The 15,725-nt window shown below is 64.9% G+C and carries 18 protein-coding genes and 1 other RNA gene; 7 read left to right on the top strand and 12 right to left on the bottom strand.

Annotated features, from left to right (window positions below; all coding sequences use genetic code 11):
- The first annotated feature begins 41 nt into the window (after nt 1-41).
- Genes gloB through A6F68_RS11860 form a run of 3 tightly spaced genes read left to right on the top strand, consistent with a single transcriptional unit; the run spans nt 42 to nt 2,102 of the window.
- The gene (gloB, locus tag A6F68_RS11850; protein WP_067680368.1) at nt 42-797 is read left to right on the top strand and encodes a hydroxyacylglutathione hydrolase; all 756 of its coding nucleotides are present in this window, start codon (nt 42-44) and stop codon (nt 795-797) included.
- Nucleotides 798-799: 2 nt separating this feature from the next.
- Entirely contained in the window at nt 800-1,126 is a 327-nt protein-coding gene (locus A6F68_RS11855) for a DOPA 4,5-dioxygenase family protein (RefSeq protein ID WP_067680372.1), read from the top strand.
- A 1-nt stretch (nt 1,127) separates the two neighbouring features.
- Nucleotides 1,128-2,102, top strand: a complete 975-nt coding sequence (locus A6F68_RS11860; RefSeq protein ID WP_067680375.1) for an NADPH:quinone oxidoreductase family protein — start codon at nt 1,128-1,130, stop codon at nt 2,100-2,102.
- Here A6F68_RS11860 and A6F68_RS11865 read toward each other — a convergent pair.
- The 6 genes from A6F68_RS11865 to A6F68_RS11890 are packed head-to-tail and all read right to left on the bottom strand — an operon-like array spanning nt 2,099 to nt 5,202.
- Entirely contained in the window at nt 2,099-2,707 is a 609-nt protein-coding gene (locus A6F68_RS11865; RefSeq protein ID WP_067680378.1) for a flavodoxin family protein, read from the bottom strand. The two genes, A6F68_RS11860 and A6F68_RS11865, sit on opposite strands and share 4 nt — an antisense overlap.
- Nucleotides 2,708-2,766: 59 nt before the next feature.
- Nucleotides 2,767-3,306: a F0F1 ATP synthase subunit B family protein gene (locus A6F68_RS11870; RefSeq protein WP_067680381.1), complete on the bottom strand. Its 540-nt coding sequence runs from the start codon at nt 3,304-3,306 to the stop codon at nt 2,767-2,769.
- A complete protein-coding gene (locus A6F68_RS11875) occupies nt 3,299-3,793 on the bottom strand; it encodes a F0F1 ATP synthase subunit B family protein (RefSeq protein ID WP_067680384.1) in 495 nt (164 codons plus the stop codon). Before A6F68_RS11875 ends, A6F68_RS11870 begins: the two co-directional genes overlap by 8 nt.
- Nucleotides 3,794-3,853: 60 nt before the next feature.
- On the bottom strand, nt 3,854-4,081 hold the full coding sequence (locus tag A6F68_RS11880) for an ATP synthase subunit c family protein (RefSeq protein WP_067680387.1): 228 nt from the start codon (nt 4,079-4,081) through the stop codon (nt 3,854-3,856).
- Between the two features lie 33 nt (nt 4,082-4,114).
- Nucleotides 4,115-4,894, bottom strand: coding sequence for a F0F1 ATP synthase subunit A (locus A6F68_RS11885; RefSeq protein WP_067680389.1), 780 nt, complete (start codon nt 4,892-4,894; stop codon nt 4,115-4,117).
- Nucleotides 4,895-4,917: 23 nt separating this feature from the next.
- Nucleotides 4,918-5,202 (bottom strand): AtpZ/AtpI family protein, encoded by a 285-nt coding sequence (locus A6F68_RS11890; RefSeq protein WP_198152599.1) that lies wholly within the window; start codon nt 5,200-5,202, stop codon nt 4,918-4,920.
- Between the two features lie 188 nt (nt 5,203-5,390).
- Between A6F68_RS11890 and nhaA the strand changes: the two genes are divergently transcribed.
- Nucleotides 5,391-6,581, top strand: a complete 1,191-nt coding sequence (gene nhaA, locus A6F68_RS11895; protein ID WP_067680395.1) for a Na+/H+ antiporter NhaA — start codon at nt 5,391-5,393, stop codon at nt 6,579-6,581.
- Here nhaA and nhaD read toward each other — a convergent pair.
- Both nhaD and A6F68_RS11905 read right to left on the bottom strand, forming a co-directional pair.
- Nucleotides 6,578-7,879 carry a sodium:proton antiporter NhaD gene (nhaD, locus tag A6F68_RS11900; RefSeq protein ID WP_067680398.1) on the bottom strand — a complete coding sequence of 434 codons (1,302 nt, stop codon included), beginning with the start codon at nt 7,877-7,879 and terminating at the stop codon, nt 6,578-6,580. The genes nhaA and nhaD overlap by 4 nt on opposite strands.
- 66 nt (nt 7,880-7,945) lie before the next feature.
- A complete protein-coding gene (locus A6F68_RS11905) occupies nt 7,946-8,383 on the bottom strand; it encodes a VOC family protein (protein ID WP_067680400.1) in 438 nt (145 codons plus the stop codon).
- An 83-nt stretch (nt 8,384-8,466) separates the two neighbouring features.
- Between A6F68_RS11905 and A6F68_RS11910 the strand changes: the two genes are divergently transcribed.
- Complete coding sequence (locus A6F68_RS11910; RefSeq protein WP_067680403.1) at nt 8,467-9,222, top strand: SIMPL domain-containing protein; 756 nt, start codon at nt 8,467-8,469, stop codon at nt 9,220-9,222.
- A gap of 49 nt (nt 9,223-9,271) precedes the next feature.
- Here the strand turns inward: A6F68_RS11910 and A6F68_RS11915 are convergent, their stop codons facing one another.
- The gene (locus A6F68_RS11915) at nt 9,272-10,027 is read right to left on the bottom strand and encodes a TorF family putative porin (RefSeq protein ID WP_067680406.1); all 756 of its coding nucleotides are present in this window, start codon (nt 10,025-10,027) and stop codon (nt 9,272-9,274) included.
- A gap of 113 nt (nt 10,028-10,140) precedes the next feature.
- Between A6F68_RS11915 and A6F68_RS11920 the strand changes: the two genes are divergently transcribed.
- Nucleotides 10,141-11,103, top strand: a complete 963-nt coding sequence (locus A6F68_RS11920; protein ID WP_335673615.1) for a metallophosphoesterase family protein — start codon at nt 10,141-10,143, stop codon at nt 11,101-11,103.
- A complete protein-coding gene (locus tag A6F68_RS11925; protein ID WP_067680412.1) occupies nt 11,100-12,410 on the top strand; it encodes a UDP-glucose dehydrogenase family protein in 1,311 nt (436 codons plus the stop codon). Before A6F68_RS11920 ends, A6F68_RS11925 begins: the two co-directional genes overlap by 4 nt.
- A gap of 87 nt (nt 12,411-12,497) precedes the next feature.
- Here the strand turns inward: A6F68_RS11925 and A6F68_RS11930 are convergent, their stop codons facing one another.
- The 3 genes from A6F68_RS11930 to A6F68_RS15230 form a co-directional block, all read right to left on the bottom strand.
- On the bottom strand, nt 12,498-14,543 hold the full coding sequence (locus A6F68_RS11930) for a S46 family peptidase (protein WP_067680415.1): 2,046 nt from the start codon (nt 14,541-14,543) through the stop codon (nt 12,498-12,500).
- Nucleotides 14,544-14,623: 80 nt separating this feature from the next.
- An RNA gene (rnpB, locus tag A6F68_RS11935) (RNase P RNA component class A) lies at nt 14,624-15,010 on the bottom strand.
- Between the two features lie 7 nt (nt 15,011-15,017).
- Complete coding sequence (locus A6F68_RS15230; protein WP_067680418.1) at nt 15,018-15,722, bottom strand: N-acetylmuramoyl-L-alanine amidase; 705 nt, start codon at nt 15,720-15,722, stop codon at nt 15,018-15,020.
- Nucleotides 15,723-15,725: the final 3 nt, after the last annotated feature.

Below are 15,725 nucleotides of genomic sequence, written 5' to 3' on the forward strand. Positions count from 1 at the left end.
CGGGCCTTTCCTACAACGGGAAGAGCGCCTACCTTCCGGCGATGCTAGAGATCCATCAGTTCGCCTGCCTGTCCGACAACTACGGCTTCCTCGTCCACGACCCGGTGAGCGAGGAAACGACCTGCATCGATACGCCCGATGCCGACGCCTACTTGCGCGAGGCTGCGGCGAAGGGCTGGCAGATCACCCAGATCTGGAACACCCACTGGCACCCCGATCACGCCGGGGGGAACGCGGCGATCAAGGCCGCGACCGGTTGCACGATCACCGGACCGGCCGAGGTCGAGAAGATCGCGCCGCTCGACCGGGTCGTGAAGAACGGCGACACCGTGACCCTCGGCGATCACGCGGCGGTCGTGATCGACGTGAGCGGGCACACCAATGGCCACATCGCCTACCACCTGGCCGACGACGAAATAGCGTTCGTCGGTGACAGCGTCTTCGCGCTCGGCTGCGGGCGGATGTTCGAAGGCGAGCCCAAGCAGTTCTGGGACAGCCTGTCGCGCATCAAGGCGCTGCCCCCGCAGACGATGCTCTACTGCGCGCACGAATATACCCAGTCGAACGCGAAGTTCGCGCTCCACGCCGATCCCGACAACCTCGACCTGCAGCTCTACGTGCAGGAAATCGACGATCGGCGCGCCCGGCGCGAACCGACCGTGCCGACCAAGCTCGAGCGCGAACTCAAGACCAATCCCTTCCTTCGCGCTGATCGCGAGGACCTGCGCAATCGCTGGGGCGGCGGCAGTCCGCACGAGACGTTCGCGAAGCTGCGCGCCGCCAAGGACAGCTTCTGACCGTGGCGATCCGCGGATTCCACGCGCACATCTACTTCGACGCGCACGAGCTGGAACAGGCGCAGGCGTTCGCCGCGGCGGCAGCAGCCGAGTTCGGTTGCCCGGTCGGTCATTTCCATACCGCGCCGGTCGGCCCGCACCCGCGCGGATCGGTGCAGCTTACGATGCGCCCGGATGAGTTCGCACGCTTCGCCGCCTGGGCGCCCGAGGCACGCGGCGACCTGACGGTGTTCGCCCACGGCCTCAGCGGAGACGACCTCATCGACCACACGCGCTACGTGGTGTGGTTCGGACCGTCCGAGAGCCTCGACATGACGGCGCTCGACTGAGGTGAAGGCGCTGCGGGTCGAGCGGTTGACGGACGACCTGTCAGGGGTCGCACTCACCGACATCGCGATGCCCGAGCCGGGGCCGGACGAAGTACTCGTCCGGGTGCGCGCCTCCTCGCTCAATTACCCCGACCTGCTGATGACCCGGGGGGCCTATCAGTTCAAACCGGAGCCGCCCTTCACGAGCGGCATGGAATTGGCGGGAGAGGTTGTTTCCGCACCCGATGGCAGCAGCCTGCCCGTCGGCCAGGCGGTCATGGGCGGCGCGAAGACGGGCGGGTTCGCCGAGTACGTCGCCCTCCCCGCGCGGGCGGTCAGGCCGATCCCGCCGGGCATGGATTTCGCGTCAGCTGCCTCGCTCGGGACAGCCTACACCACCGCCTGGACCGCGCTCGTCGAGCAGGGTGGACTCCGCGAAGGGCAGTGGGTTCTCGTCCATGGGGCGAGCGGCGGGGTCGGCCTGGCGGCCTGCGATTTGGCCCGAGCGCTTGGTGCGCGGGTGATCGCGGCGACGCACGATGCGGCTAAAGTCGACCTCATCCGGGACGCGGTCTCGCCCGAAGCGGTAATCGTCAATCGCGGACGGTTTCGGGAAGACGTCGCCGAACTCACCGGAGGGGCGCTTTGCGACCTCGTCTATGATCCCGTCGGCGGCGACGTGTTCGACGAGAGCACGCGCTGCGTCGCATTCGGCGGCAAGCTGCTGGTGATCGGGTTCGTCGCCGGTCGGATCCCGGAGATCGCGGTGAACATCCCCCTCATCAAGGGGTTCTCCATCGTGGGTGTGCGCGCGGGAGAGTTCGCGCGCCGCTTTCCCGAGCGCGGCGCAGCCATCGCCGCTGAGATCGCGCGCTTGGCGGGCAAAGGGGTGATCCGCCCCATCATCGATCGCGTGCTCCCGCTCAAGCGCTGGCGTGTGGGCTTCGACGCGATGGCCGGCGGGCAACTCGTCGGAAAGGTCGTTTTCGAGCCCTAACCGGGATAGGGCGAGCCCTTCAGCAACTTCGCCAGATGCGCCGCATTCGCCGCGACCATCTTAGCTGTCTCGCTGACCTTTCTTGGTCGATGCTCGAGATCGACGAAGTCGACGGAGCCCATCGCCTCACCCACCCAATAGCATGCGGCCACGGCGGGAATCGTCCATCCGGTGTCGTTGAGGCTCTGGAAAATCTGTGAGCTTGCCCAGTGGGCCCCGTCCTCATTTCCCACGATCGCGGCGACGGCTACTTTCGAGTAACTGGGCATGCGCCCGGCTTCATCGGTTTCGGACAGGAAGGCATCCATCCGCTCGAGTACGAGCTTGGCCACACTCGACGCCTGCCCCATCCAGATAGGGGTGCCGAAGATCAGGATGTCGTGCGCGAGGATCTTCTCGCGAATCGCGGGCCACGCGTCGTCCGGGCCTTCGTCGGAAGTAACCCCCCACGCCACGTCATGGTCCGCGATCCGGATCGTCTCGGTCAGCGCGACGTCATGCACGGCGAAGGCCTCGGCGAGCACGCCGATCATCGCGTCGGTGGAACTCTTGCGCGAACGGGTTTTGCAAAGCGAGCAGTTCAGGGCGATTGCGGAAAGGGCCACGGCGTTCTCCTGTCGATGACAGAAGAGCGCGTGGCCCCGGCAATCCGTTCCAGCTGAATTCAGATGCCCGAGATAATCTCGTCGGCCAGCTTGCGGTCGGCGTCCTCACCGTGCTTGTCGGCGATGAGCTGGCGCGCAGCAGTTGCGGCAGCCGAGGCCGCCTTGGCGCGAAGCTCGGCCACGGCGGTACGTTCGGCGGCGGCGATCTTCTCGGCGCTGGCGGTCTTGTGCCGCTCTATCAGTGCGGCGGCGTCTGCCTTGGCCTTCTCGACGATCTCGGCCGCGTTGCGCTCGGCCGAGGCCCTCATCGCCTCCATGTCCTTTTCGGCATCGGCGGCCTTCTGCGCGTACTCGTCACGCAGTGCGGCGGCTTCGGCGCGAAGCTGCTTGGCCTCGTCGAGCTGCTTGCGGATTTCGCCGATCTTCGCATCGAGCATGCTTGCAATCAGCGCCGGCACCTTGGCCTTGAGCATGATCGCGAAGACGACCAGCATCGACAGCGCGACGAAGAAGCCGGGCCCGAGGGCCGAGATCCCGAACGCGCCAGGGGCAGCGTGGCTTTCGCCGCTGGCAGCGGCTTCGGCAAGGAACTCAAGCATGGGTCATTGCTCCGGCAACGGCCTTGCGCGCGGCAGCGTCGGTGACCTTCGCTCCGGTGAGCTTGGCGACGATGTCCTGCGCCGCCTCGGCAGCTACACCCTCGATCTCCGCGAGCGCACTCGCACGAGCCGCATCAAGCTGGGCTTCCGCTTCCGCGGTCTTCTGGGCGAGCTCGGCACTGGCCTTGGCGATGCGCTTGTCCGCATCTGCTGTGGCCTTGGCCTTCGCGGCCGCAGCCTGGGCGGCAGCCTCGGCATGGACGGCGTTGATTTTGGACCGCCAGCCTTCCTCGGCCGCGTCCGCCTCGGCCCGCAGGCGCTCGGCCTCGGCAAGATCGGCGGCGATCTGGGCGTCACGCGCATCGATCGTCGTCTCGACCTTGGGCAGGATCCCGCGACCAACCACGAAGAAGATGACGGCCAGCGTCAGAGCCAGCCAGAACCACTGTGACTGGTAGACGAGCGCCAATTGGGAAATCTGGGGCATCGGTGTCCCTTTACGGTCCGAAGAACGGTCCCGGCAGGCCCCTGCCCGCCGGGTACCGGATCAACGCGCGTAGAGGATGATCATCGCAACGGCGAACGCCATCAGGCCGAGAAGTTCGGCGGCGGCGAAGCCGATGTAGAGGACGGTGGTCTGGCCTGGCGCGGCGGCCGGATTGCGCAGCGCGCCCTGAAGGAACGAGCCGAAGACGCTGCCGACGCCGGCGGCGGCGGCACCTGCACCGATGGCCGCGAGACCGGCACCGATGACCTGAGCAGAAGCGAGATCCATGATATTAACTCCGTTAAGCAAGCGTTTGAATAATCAGTGAAGGTTGACCGCGTCGTTGATGTAGAGCGCAGTCAGCAGCGCGAACACGTAGGCCTGAATACCGCCGACCAGCAGTTCCAGCGCGTTCACGAAGATCAGGAATACGAAGCACAGCGCCGAAATGCCCCAACCCAGCACGCTGCCGGCATTGAGCCCCTGAACGACGAAGTTTCCGAACACCTCGAGCAGGACGTGGCCGGCGAACATCGCGACGAAAGGACGCAGGCCAAGGCTGAACGGGCGCACCAGGAAGCTGACGAACTCGATCGGGGCAACGAACATCTTCACCGGCAGCGGCGCGCCCTTGGGCACGAACAGGCTGAGGAAGTGGAGGCCGTGCTTCCAGAAGCCCACGCCGAGGACGATCGCGAAGCTCAGGATCGAAAGGACACCGGTGATCGTGAACTGACCGGTCACCGCGAAGGGGTGGACGCCCGGGATGATCGCGAACGGCATCGCGCTGAGCCAGTTCGACACGAGGATGAACATGAACGCGGTGAAGATCCACGGCAGGTACTTGCGGCCCTCGGGCCCGATGCCCTGCTTGGCAATATCGCCGACGAAGCCGGTGATTCCCTCGACCGCGGCCTGCCAGCGGCCCGGTACGAGTTGACGCTTCGTACCACCCCACATGAACACCAGGATCGCAACGACGACGAACCCCATCCACATCGCGGAATTGGTGAACTGGAACGGCGACGCAACGAGTTCGCCTCCCCCAATCGGGGAGATCGCGAACTGGTGCATCGGGTCCATCTTGGCTTCGGCTGCCACGGTCTATCCCTGGATTGCTGCCGTCAGTCGGCTTTGTTGAGGCGCACGACCTGCAGGCACGCGCCGAAGAATGCGAGGAACATCAGGCCGATCATGATCCACGGCCGGGTGTCGAACAGCCCGTCGAGGAACCAGCCGATGACGATGCCGCCCAACGGATAGCCGACCATGGTCGATGCGATCTGCATCGCCCGGCTGCGGCCGTCGATCTGCGGCTTGTCGCGCCCCAGGCGATGGTCTTCGGCCTGGCGCGCCGCGGCGATCCGCTGCTCGAGCGAATCGAGCTTCGGGTCTTCGCCTACGTTCACGTTTTCGGGATCGTTCGCCACGAAGAGCGTCAGCCTCGCACGGGGTTCATAGGAAAACGCAGCCGACGAGGCCGGCCGCGGACGCGCCGCCCTTAGGTGGGGGGCTTGCCCGAGTCAACCGGGCCGGACGGCGAAAACCGGGCTTGGAGGGTCTTGCAAGGAGGGGACGCTTCGACAAGGGTCGCCCGATGCAGCAGACAACCAATCCGATCAAACTCGCGCTCATCCCGGTCAAGGCCCTGTTCGTTTCGGATTCGCGCGAAGGCATCCTGCTCATCGGCGTGGCGCTTGCCGCGCTTGCGCTCGCCAATTCGGCGCTGTCGGAGGCCTATCACGCGCTGTTCCACTCCCCGCTGGCGTGGTCCCCCATCCCCAAGCTGTCGACCGCGCACCTGTGGATCAACGACGCCCTCATGGCGATATTCTTCTTCGTCGTCGGACTCGAGGTGAAGCGCGAGCTCGTCGAGGGAGATCTCGCCGATCCGCAAGCACGCAGGCTTCCCATCATTGCGGCGGTCGCGGGCATGGCCATCCCGGCAGCTCTGTTCGTCGCTCTCGTCGGCGACGACCCCACCTTGGACCGTGGTTGGGCGATCCCGGCTGCAACCGACATCGCTTTTGCGATGGGTGTCGTGGGCCTGCTCGGCAACCGGGTCCCGGCATCGCTGCGCCTGTTCCTTCTCACCGTCGCCATCGTCGACGATATCGGCGCGGTCATTATCATTGCGGTGTTCTACACGGTGCAGGTGAAGGCCCTGTGGCTTCTGGCCGCCGTGGCCGTCGGATGCATCATGGCGGTGATGAACTTGCGCAGGGTGGACCGGAACTGGCCCTACATCGTGGCAACGCTGGTGCTGTGGCTGTGCGTGCTTCACTCAGGCCTACACGCAACGATCGCAGGCGTCGTCGCCGCGCTCATGATCCCCATGCGGCGTGCAGACGACACGCCGTTTCTCGAGACGGTCGAGCACGGGTTGGCACCGTGGAATGCCTATCTCGTCGTACCGGTGTTCGCGCTGGCCAATGCCGGGGTAGACATGCGCGGGCTCGGCATCGAGGGATTGCTCGCACCCTTGCCTGTAGCCATCGCCGCGGGACTTTTTCTCGGCAAGCAGATCGGCATCGTGGGGGCCGTGGCGCTGGCAAACAAGCTAGGCATCGCGCGCCTTCCCGAAGGCGCGAGCTGGGTTCAACTGTGGGGGGTGTCGATCCTCTGCGGCATCGGCTTCACCATGAGCCTGTTTATCGGCACGATGGCCTTCGCCGAGGCCCCGATGCTCTACGAACAGGCCAAAATCGGGGTGCTGGCGGGTACGTTCGCGTCGCTCATATTGGGATACGTAGTGTTACGCGTGACCACGGAGAAGCCCGAGGACTAGATCAGTCCCGCACCGCGCAGAAATTGTTCCTGCGCGATGTATGCGCCCGCTCCCGCGAGGTAGCCGATGAGTGCGAGCAGGCTGAAGCGCTTCATGTACCAGATGAAGTCGATCTTCGCGATGCCCATCGCCGCCACGCCGGCGGCCGAGCCGATGATCAGGATCGACCCGCCCGTTCCCGCGCAATAGGCCAGGAATTCCCACAGGAAGCTGTCAGTGGGGTGCGCCTCGATCGAGTACATGCCCATGGCACCGGCAACCATCGGTACGTTGTCGACGATCGCGCTGACGAGGCCGATGATCATCACGATCACATCGAGCCGCCCGACCGTTTCGTCGAGCCAGTTGGCCAGTGCCCCCAGTATCCCTGCATGCTGGAGTGTCGCCACGGCCAGCAGGATGCCGATGAAGAAGGTGATCGCGCTCATGTCGATCCGCGCAAGCGCATTCGCGATCGTGACGCGCTGGCGCTCCTCGTAGGGCTTCTCGCGGTGGATGCGGTCGCCGATCGCCCACAGGATGCCAAGGCCGAAGAGAACGCCCAGGAACGGCGGCAGGTGCGTGATGGTCTTGAACAGCGGGACCGACACCAGCGCAGCCAGGCCCGCAGTGAACATGAGATTGCGTTCGAACGGCGTCGTCTTGCGGCAATCGGCCTCGGGCGCCAGCGTCTCGGGCGCGAGGATCGGCTTGCCGCGAAGGCTCCACGCGACGATCGCCAGCGGCACGGCCATGTTGATGAGCGAGGGCACGATCAGCTTCGTGACGATCGCCAGCGCGGTCACCTGGCCGCCTATCCACAGCATCGTTGTCGTCACATCCCCCATCGGTGACCAGGCACCCCCGGCATTGGCCGAAATCACGATCATGCCGGCGAACAGAAGCAGGTCCGACTGCTCCCGCAGCAGGCGACGGCACAGGGAAATCATCACGATCGTCGTGGTCAGGTTGTCGAGGATCGCGCTGAGGAAGAAGGTGACCCCGCAGATGAACAGCATCAGGGTCGCAAGCGTGCTCGCCTGCAACCTGCTGGTGATGACGTCGAACCCGTCGTGGGCGTCGATCACTTCGACGATGGTCATCGCGCCGAGGAGGAAGAAGGCGATCTGAGCCGTTTCGATGAGCGATTCGTTGAGTTGCTCGTCGACCACTTCGGGCAGGCCCGTCGCAAGCGCATAGATCGACCAAAGCAAGCCCGCGCCAATCAGGGCAGCGGCGGACTTGTTGGTGCGCAGGGGCTCTTCGAGCGCGATTGCGACGTAAGCTAGGACGAAAACGATGACGAGTGCAGTGACCATGCCCTGCCCTCAAGCAAATCCCGGCAGACAAGGCCAGCCAAACCGGGCCCCGCCTGCCGGGAAAGTTTACCAGGTCCCGGTGTTTTCCATGCTGGCCCAGGGTTCCTGCGGCGGCAGGTGGCCTTCCTGGAGCAATTCGACCGAAATCCCGTCGGGCGACTTCACGAAGGCCATGTGGCCGTCCCGCGGCGGACGATGGACCGTGTGGCCCGCATCCATCAGCCGTTGGCACGTGGCGTAAATGTCGTCGACGCGGTAGGCGAGGTGCCCGAAATTGCGCCCGCCGTCGTACTCCTCGCCCGGCGAGCCGTCTTCGGGTGGCCAGTTGTATGTAAGCTCGACTTCCGCAACGCCCTCCTGCCCCGGCGCTGCGAGGAAGATGAGCGTGAAACGCCCTTTCTCGTTGTCGAACTGGCGGACCTGCTTCAGCCCGATCAACTCGAAGAACGCGACGGTGGCCTGGGGATCGCTCACCCGGATCATCGAGTGCAGATATTTCACCATCGGGTGGACTCCATTCAAAAACGGTTCATCGACAGAAATGCACAACTCATCGCACGGGTCGCGCCGTTTCAGGGAGCCTAGCGATGACCGACCATGCCGATCAATCCATCAATGCCACGCCGGGCTTTCCGCGCGACGACAAGAGCCTTCGTTGGCTCGGGACGGCCACCGTTCTGGCCGCCGGACTGATAGCGGGGGGTTACCTGCTCGGTAACGGCCTGTTGCGGGCGAAGGAGGCCGAACGAGCCGTGACTGTCCGGGGCCTCGCCGAGCGCGACGTCACCGCCGACCTTGCCACCTGGACCATTTCCTACTCGGATACCGGCACGGACCTGTCGGCAGTGCAGGCCAAGGTTCGCGCCGACACGACGGCGATCGAGCAGTTCTTTTCCGGTCTCGGCTTCCCGGCTGATGCCTTGCAGCCCACGGGCGCCAACGTATCGACCTTCACCGACAACGGCGTGACGCGCTACACGGTGCGGCAGCGGCTGGCCTTGCGGACCAAGGACATCGCCCGCGCCCAGCGCGCGGTCGCGCGGCAGTTCGACCTGGTGAACAAAGGCGTTCTGCTCGAGGAAGGAAGCGGCATGGCCTATACCTTCACAGGGCTCAACGCGATCAAGCCGGCGATGGTAGCCGAGGCGACCAAGGACGCCCGGGCTGCGGCCGAGCAGTTCGCGAAGGACAGCGGAACCAGCGTCGGATCGATCCGGGACGCGACCCAAGGCTATTTCGAGATCGAATCGCGCGATGGAGACAGCGGCGGCGGGTGGGGCGTATCGGATACGCCGTACAAGAAGGTCCGCGTCGTCACGACGGTCAACTTCTCGTTGGGGTAAATGGGGCAAGCGATGGGGACGGTCCGCGGGACCGCCCCCACCCCTGCGATCAGAAGCTCGCGCCGAGCGAGAACACGACGGCGTCGTCGGTGAAGCCGTTGATCGACGGCCCTTCGACACCAACGTAGGACACACCGAGCGTCAGGCTTCCAAGAACGGTCGCGCTCGCACCGATCGACCAGTCGAAGCCGGAATCGTCCGCGGTTCCCGCGAGGAACGGAGGCGCCAGCACGCCGTCGGTGTACCCGAGATGCGCCGACAAGCTGAGCGGCGTGTTGGGGATCGACGTGGCGAGTTCGGTGTGGATGTAGAGGTTGTCGTCGTTTCCGAGCGAAGCCTGCTCCCACGCATAATTGACGCCGAGCTTCGCTTCGACCGGTCCGAGTTGGCCCGAGATGGTGGCGTAGGGCTCCCAGTACTGTGCCTTCACGCCGGCCGCATTGGTCGGATAGGCATAAAGCAGCAGGCCGACGTCGAGACCGACGCCTTCGGCAAGGTCGCCGCTCCAGCCGCCGAACACGTCGAGTTCCATGTCACCGTAGATGTCGGTGCCACCGTCGTCGATCGAACTGGCCCAGGTGCCGATGTAGAACCCGCTTTCATGGGTGACGGTGATGCCGCCCTGGACAGCCGGGTCGCCGCCCGAGAGCGAAACGCCGCGAAAGCGATAATCGGAGACCAGCGTAACGCTGCCCGAGACGGAAACGGGGCCGGCCTCTTCATCCTGCGCGAACGCAGGCGTTGCGACGAGCGCGGAAGTAGCGAGAACTGATGCGGCAACGATGCCGCGGATGGACGTGAGCATGGCAAACTCCTTTGGGTTTGTGCCTCGTCCCACCTGCGCACACGCCGGGGGTCCGTCATTCTTGCGGACCGCCTTGCGGCAAATGCGCAACTTTCTTGCCTCGCCATGCTGCAATGCACAAGAAAAAATTCGTATCCACGCGAATGCGCTGGGTTGTGTTGATTTTCTGCACCAGCAGGCCAAGTTCACTGCCTGCTCATGCATTGCCGCCTAGCGGCCGCTCCCCTATGCGGCGTGTCCGCCCGCAACCTCGTTTGCCTTTTCAAGAAGCCATGTTCGAACCGCTGCGCCAGATTTTCCGTTCCAAGCCAGCCCCCGTCCGCGCCAAGGTGCCGGCGGGCGAACGCTTTTACGTGATCGGCGACATCCACGGGCGCCGGGATTTGTACGAAGCGCTGATCGAAGCGATCGAAGAGGACGACAAGGCTGCGGCTCCCGCGCGCACCACTGTCGTCTTGCTGGGCGATCTGGTGGATCGCGGTCCGGACAGTGCCGGAGTGGTCGAATTGTCCATAGAGTGGGGTCGGCGCCGACGCGTCGAACTTCTTGCCGGCAACCACGAGGAGATGTTCCTCCAATCGTTCGACAACGAAGGGGTCCTGCGCCACTTCCTGCGACACGGCGGCCGCCAGACGATCCTGAGCTACGGCGTCCCTCGCCAGCAGTATGACGAGGCTTCGCTGGAGGAACTGCAGGACATCATGGGGAGATCCGTCCCGCCGGCGCATCGCGACTATCTCGCGGCTGCCAAGGACCACTTCGTCGCCGGCGATTATCTATTCGTCCATGCCGGCATCCTGCCTGACGTCGCGCTCGAAGAGCAAAAGCAGCATCATCTCCGCTGGATTCGCGAACCGTTCCTCGAGCACGATGCGCCGCACGACTACTTCGTCGTCCACGGGCATACAATTGCCGAGAGCATAGACCTCCGGAGCAACCGCATCGGGATCGACACCGGAGCCTATCGTACCGGCTGCCTGACTGCGCTCGTCCTGGAGGGCGACAGCCGACGGATCATCCAGGCGGTCGAAGCCAACGGCGCGACGGAAATAACGAAAAAGGATTGCGAAGCATGAAGATCGCGATGGTCGGGTCGGGATACGTGGGTCTCGTATCGGGGGCCTGCTTTGCCGACTTCGGACACACAGTGGTCTGCATCGACAAGGACCAATCGAAGATCGACCGTCTCCGGGAAGGCGTGATGCCCATCTACGAGCCCGGGCTCGATGCGCTCGTCGAAGCGAACGTCAACGCGGGCCGGCTTTCGTTCACGACCGATCTTGCCGAAGGGATAGCGGGGGCATCGGCCATCTTCATTGCCGTCGGCACGCCTAGTCGCCGGGGCGACGGCCACGCCGACCTGTCGTACGTCTATGCCGTCGCGCGCGAGGTCGGCGAGGCGCTGGCGAACGAAGCGGTGGTGGTGACAAAGTCGACCGTGCCCGTCGGCACCGGCGACGAGGTTGAGCGGATCATTGCCGATAGCGGCTGCAGCCTTAAGGTGTCGGTCGTTTCGAACCCAGAATTCCTGCGCGAAGGGGCTGCGATCGGCGATTTCAAACGCCCGGATCGCATCGTCATCGGCGCCGAAGACGAATTCGGCCGCGAGGTCATGCGCGAGGTGTACCGCCCTCTATACCTCAACGAATCGCCGATCCTTTTCACCGGCCGGCGGACCAGCGAACTGATCAAGTACGCCGCCAACGCCTTCCTCGCGACCAAGATCACCTTCATCAACGAAATGGCCGATCTCTGCGAGAAGGTCGGCGCCGACGTGCAGGACGTGAGCCGCGGCATCGGGATGGATGGGCGGATCGGTTCCAAGTTCCTCCACGCCGGGCCGGGTTACGGCGGCAGCTGCTTCCCCAAGGATACGCTGGCGCTGCTCAAGACGGCTGAGGATTCAGGTGCGCCGACGCGGATCGTGGAAGCGGTCGTCAAGGTCAACGACAGCCGCAAGCGCGCGATGGGCCGCAAGGTTATCGATGCGCTCGGCGGTGTCGACACGGCACGCGGCAAGAAGGTTGCACTGCTCGGACTCACCTTCAAGCCCAACACCGACGACATGCGCGACAGCCCCGCGATTGCCATCGCCCAGGCGCTCGTCGACGCGGGAGTGCAAGTGACGGCCTACGACCCGGAAGGCATGGAACTCGCCCGGCCGCTGATGCCGGAAGTGACGATGTGCGACAGCCCTTACGCGGCGCTCGAAGAGGCCGACGCTGCTGCGATCGTCACCGAATGGGATGCCTTCCGCGCGCTCGACCTGCAGAGGTTGAAGACGGTGATGAACGCGCCCGTCCTCGTCGACCTCCGCAACATCTACCGGCCCGCCGACGTGCGGGCTGCCGGGTTTACCTATTCGAGTATCGGGCGGGACTGAAGGCCTTACCGGCAGCAAAAAGGGGCGGAACCTAAGGTCCCGCCCCGATCTCGAACAGGCGGGGCCTAGCGCCCCGCCTCATCCCGATCACTTCTTGCCAGAGAGTTCCTTAACCAGCGCAGGCGCCGGATAGATCTTCTCGAGCGCTTCCTGGACCGCGTCGGTCGATACGACGACGGTGCGGTTGAGCGTGCCGTCGTAGCCGTAGTTCCCACCGAGCGAGTGGATGTTACCGTCGAACGCCGCGCCAATCACCGTGCCCGCACGGTCGATCACCGGAGAGCCGGAGTTCCCGCCGATGATGTCGTTGGTGGTGACGAAGTTGTAGGTCGCGTTCGGGTCGATCTTGGCCTTGGCGGCGACGAAGCCACCCGCTGCGTCATAGGGCGCATTTCCGGTCGCGCGATCGAATGTACCGCCCATGGTGGTTTCGTAGGGCACCTCGTTGCCCCGCTCGGTCCACCCGGCAACCTTGCCGTAGCTGATCCGCAGCGTGAACGTGGCATCGGGATAGAGCGTGTCGCCGTACGCCGCGAAGCGTGCGTCCGAAAGCTGGCTTCCGGCAATCGCCAGCGGCCCGCTGTACTGCGCATCGGTCAGCTTGCGCAGTTCGCGCTGACGGTCGGCGAGGCGCAGCGCATAGACGATCATCGGGTCTTCCGACGCCTTGATCGCCTTCATTCCGCCATCCCACAGCGCCTTGCGAACCGCCGGATCGGCGAGCTTGGTTCCGTTGACGAGCGATTCGGTCAGCCCTTCCGGGCTGGCCTTGCCGAGCAGCAGCTTGGTGTCCGGATCATCCGCACCGAGGTACTCGCGCGCCTTAGAAAGGCTCCATTCCAGCGTGAGCTTGTCGAGCCACGGGTGGATCGGGCGCTCGTCGAGAATCTGCTTCTCGAGTAAGGGCAAGCGGCTGTCCGTATAACCCGGAAGACGCTCGCTGTTGTCCTTTTCGCGTTCCTGCGCGGCGAACACCAGGGTCTGGGCATAGCCGAGCAGGTCGCTCGAGGGCTGGGTGAAGCGGAGCGGGAGATAGAGCGAGCGATACGCGCTCATCGCACCGTCGACCGTAGTCCACGGATCCCCGATCGCAGCGTTACCGGCACTTTTCGCTCTGAGGTCCGCCTCTGCTGCGGAGAGCTTTCCGGTGAATGCAGGATCGTTGAGCGCTTTGGTCCGCCCGATGAAAACCTTGAGGCTGTTCTCGATGCCGTTCAGGGTGTCGAGACCTTCGCGCTCTTTCGTCGGGCTTTCCTGCATGGCGCGGATCACGCGCCCGCGGAGCTCGGAAAGCGTCGCGAGAGTCACGGGCAGGCGCACCTCGCGTTCGAAGGCGAGCTGGCTGCCGGTCCACAGGCGGCTGGTCGAGCCGGGGTTGCCGACCACGAAAGTCGCCTCGCCCTTGACCGGCGGCCGCGGGTTCCACTTGAGAAACTGGGGCGATGCCACCGGCTTGCCGTCCTCGTAGGCGCGCAGGAAGCTCGCATCCATCGAGTAGCGCGGGAAGTTGAAGTTGTCCGGATCGCCGCCGAACGTGGCCGCGCGGTCTTCCGGCGCCCAGGCAAGGCGGACGTCCGAATACTTGCGGTAAGTGTAGAGCTTGTACTGGCCGCCGCCGAACAGCGTGACGACCTGGCAGCGCGTGGTCTTGAGATCGGTGCAACCGGCCTTCTCGATCGCCGCGATCTCCGCGTCGCGGGCCTTCGTCAGGGCCTCGCCGGTCAGCGACCCCATCGCGCCCTTGATACGCGAAGTGACGTCGGTGATCGCGGTCACCACTTCCGCCTGCTGCCCCGGACACTTCAATTCGTCCTCGCGGCGCGAGGAAACGAACCCGTCGTTGAGGTAGTCCTTGGCCTCACTCGAGTTGTCGGCGAGGCAGGTCGCGATGCAGTGGTGGTTGGTGAGGATCAACCCCTGCGGCGAGACGAAGCTGGCCGAGCAGCCGCCGGTCAGTCGTACCGCACCGCCCCGGACCTTGTCGAGCCAGGCCTGGTCCGGCGCCCATCCATAGTCGGCGCGCATGCGCTCTGCTGGGAATGCATCGAGGGTCCACATACCTTCGTCCGCGGAGGCGGGGACGGAAGCGAGTGCGGCAATAGCGGCAGAAGCAAACAGGGCAGTGCGAATCATGCGGTAACTCTCCTCAGGAACCTGACTGCATTCGATGCACCGAACGCCAAAGTCCAGAAGCGGTTTCAAGTGCAACGGATATCGCCAGGGGGCCTGTAAGCCGGGTTCTGTCCGGCGGGCGGTATCCCGAAGGACCCACGCCGCCGGGGCAGCCATTCATCTCGGCCGTGCGTTGCCGCGCGGCTCAAGCAGCCAACCCGGGTCTCTCGGGACGAAACGCCCCTGCTTTCGCGCGAGACCCCTATTTGGCCTTGCTCCGGGTGGGGTTTGCCGTGCGAGCCCTGTTACCAGGACCCCGGTGCGCTCTTACCGCACCCTTTCAGCCTTACCTCTCGAGAGAGGCGGTCTACTTTCTGTGGCACTTTCCCTACGGTTGCCCGCGGCGGGCGTTACCCGCCACCCTTGTTTCGTGGAGCCCGGACTTTCCTCGAGCACCTTGCGGCGCACGCGGCTGCCCGGCCCCCTGGCGAGTTGCTATCTAGTCCGCCCCTGGTCGCGATCCAAGAGCAACTTGAACAGGATCGCCCGCACCTGCCCGTCGACCTCGCCGTCGATCTTTTCGGGACGCCAGCGCCGCTGGAAGGCCTCGACCGCCTTGTGCCCGTCGGTCACGTCGTATCCGAAGCGCTCCAGCGCGAGGTAGAAGGCGGCGTCGTTGTCGAACGGATCGCCGGCTTCGAGCTTGTCGGGCCGCGCGAGGCACAGCTTGTATTCCGCAAGCCGGTCCCACGGGAACAGCTCGCCCGGATCGATCTTGCGTGCCGGGGCGACGTCGGAATGGCCGACGACGTTGGCGCGCGGGATGCCGTGGTCCTTCACGATGCGCGCCAGAAGCGGCACCAGCGCCGCGAACTGCTCTTCGCGGAACTCGCGGTAACCCAGGTCATGGCCCGGATGATCGAGCTCGATCCCGATGCTCGCCGAGTTCACGTCGCGATGGCCGCGCCAGAAGCTGACCCCGGCGTGCCAGGCACGCTTGTCCTCGTCGACCATGCGGATGACCTCACCCGCTTCGGTGATGAGGTAGTGGGCGCTGACCTTGGCCTCGGGATCGGTCAGCCGGGCCAGAGCCTGCTCGGCGCTCGCCATCTCGGTGTAGTGCAGCACGACCATCGAGATCGGCAGCTTGCGCTCGTCCCAGTTGGGCGACGGCACCGTGCGATGGACGAGCTCATCCATGGG

The sequence above is a fragment of the Tsuneonella dongtanensis genome, from assembly GCF_001698205.1.
Lineage (GTDB): Bacteria > Pseudomonadota > Alphaproteobacteria > Sphingomonadales > Sphingomonadaceae > Tsuneonella > Tsuneonella dongtanensis.

Coding starts and splice junctions, on each gene's coding strand:
- gloB (WP_067680368.1), top strand. CDS start 42: ATGCTAGAGATCCATCAGTTCGCCTGCCTGTCCGACAACTACGGCTTC.
- A6F68_RS11870 (WP_067680381.1), bottom strand. CDS start 3,306: ATGCTTGAGTTCCTTGCCGAAGCCGCTGCCAGCGGCGAAAGCCACGCT.
- A6F68_RS11875 (WP_067680384.1), bottom strand. CDS start 3,793: ATGCCCCAGATTTCCCAATTGGCGCTCGTCTACCAGTCACAGTGGTTC.
- A6F68_RS11880 (WP_067680387.1), bottom strand. CDS start 4,081: ATGGATCTCGCTTCTGCTCAGGTCATCGGTGCCGGTCTCGCGGCCATC.
- nhaA (WP_067680395.1), top strand. CDS start 5,391: ATGCAGCAGACAACCAATCCGATCAAACTCGCGCTCATCCCGGTCAAG.
- nhaD (WP_067680398.1), bottom strand. CDS start 7,879: ATGGTCACTGCACTCGTCATCGTTTTCGTCCTAGCTTACGTCGCAATC.
- A6F68_RS11905 (WP_067680400.1), bottom strand. CDS start 8,383: ATGGTGAAATATCTGCACTCGATGATCCGGGTGAGCGATCCCCAGGCC.
- A6F68_RS11910 (WP_067680403.1), top strand. CDS start 8,467: ATGACCGACCATGCCGATCAATCCATCAATGCCACGCCGGGCTTTCCG.
- A6F68_RS11915 (WP_067680406.1), bottom strand. CDS start 10,027: ATGCTCACGTCCATCCGCGGCATCGTTGCCGCATCAGTTCTCGCTACT.
- A6F68_RS11920 (WP_335673615.1), top strand. CDS start 10,141: ATGCACAAGAAAAAATTCGTATCCACGCGAATGCGCTGGGTTGTGTTG.
- A6F68_RS11925 (WP_067680412.1), top strand. CDS start 11,100: ATGAAGATCGCGATGGTCGGGTCGGGATACGTGGGTCTCGTATCGGGG.
- A6F68_RS11930 (WP_067680415.1), bottom strand. CDS start 14,543: ATGATTCGCACTGCCCTGTTTGCTTCTGCCGCTATTGCCGCACTCGCT.
- A6F68_RS15230 (WP_067680418.1), bottom strand. CDS start 15,722: ATGGATGAGCTCGTCCATCGCACGGTGCCGTCGCCCAACTGGGACGAG.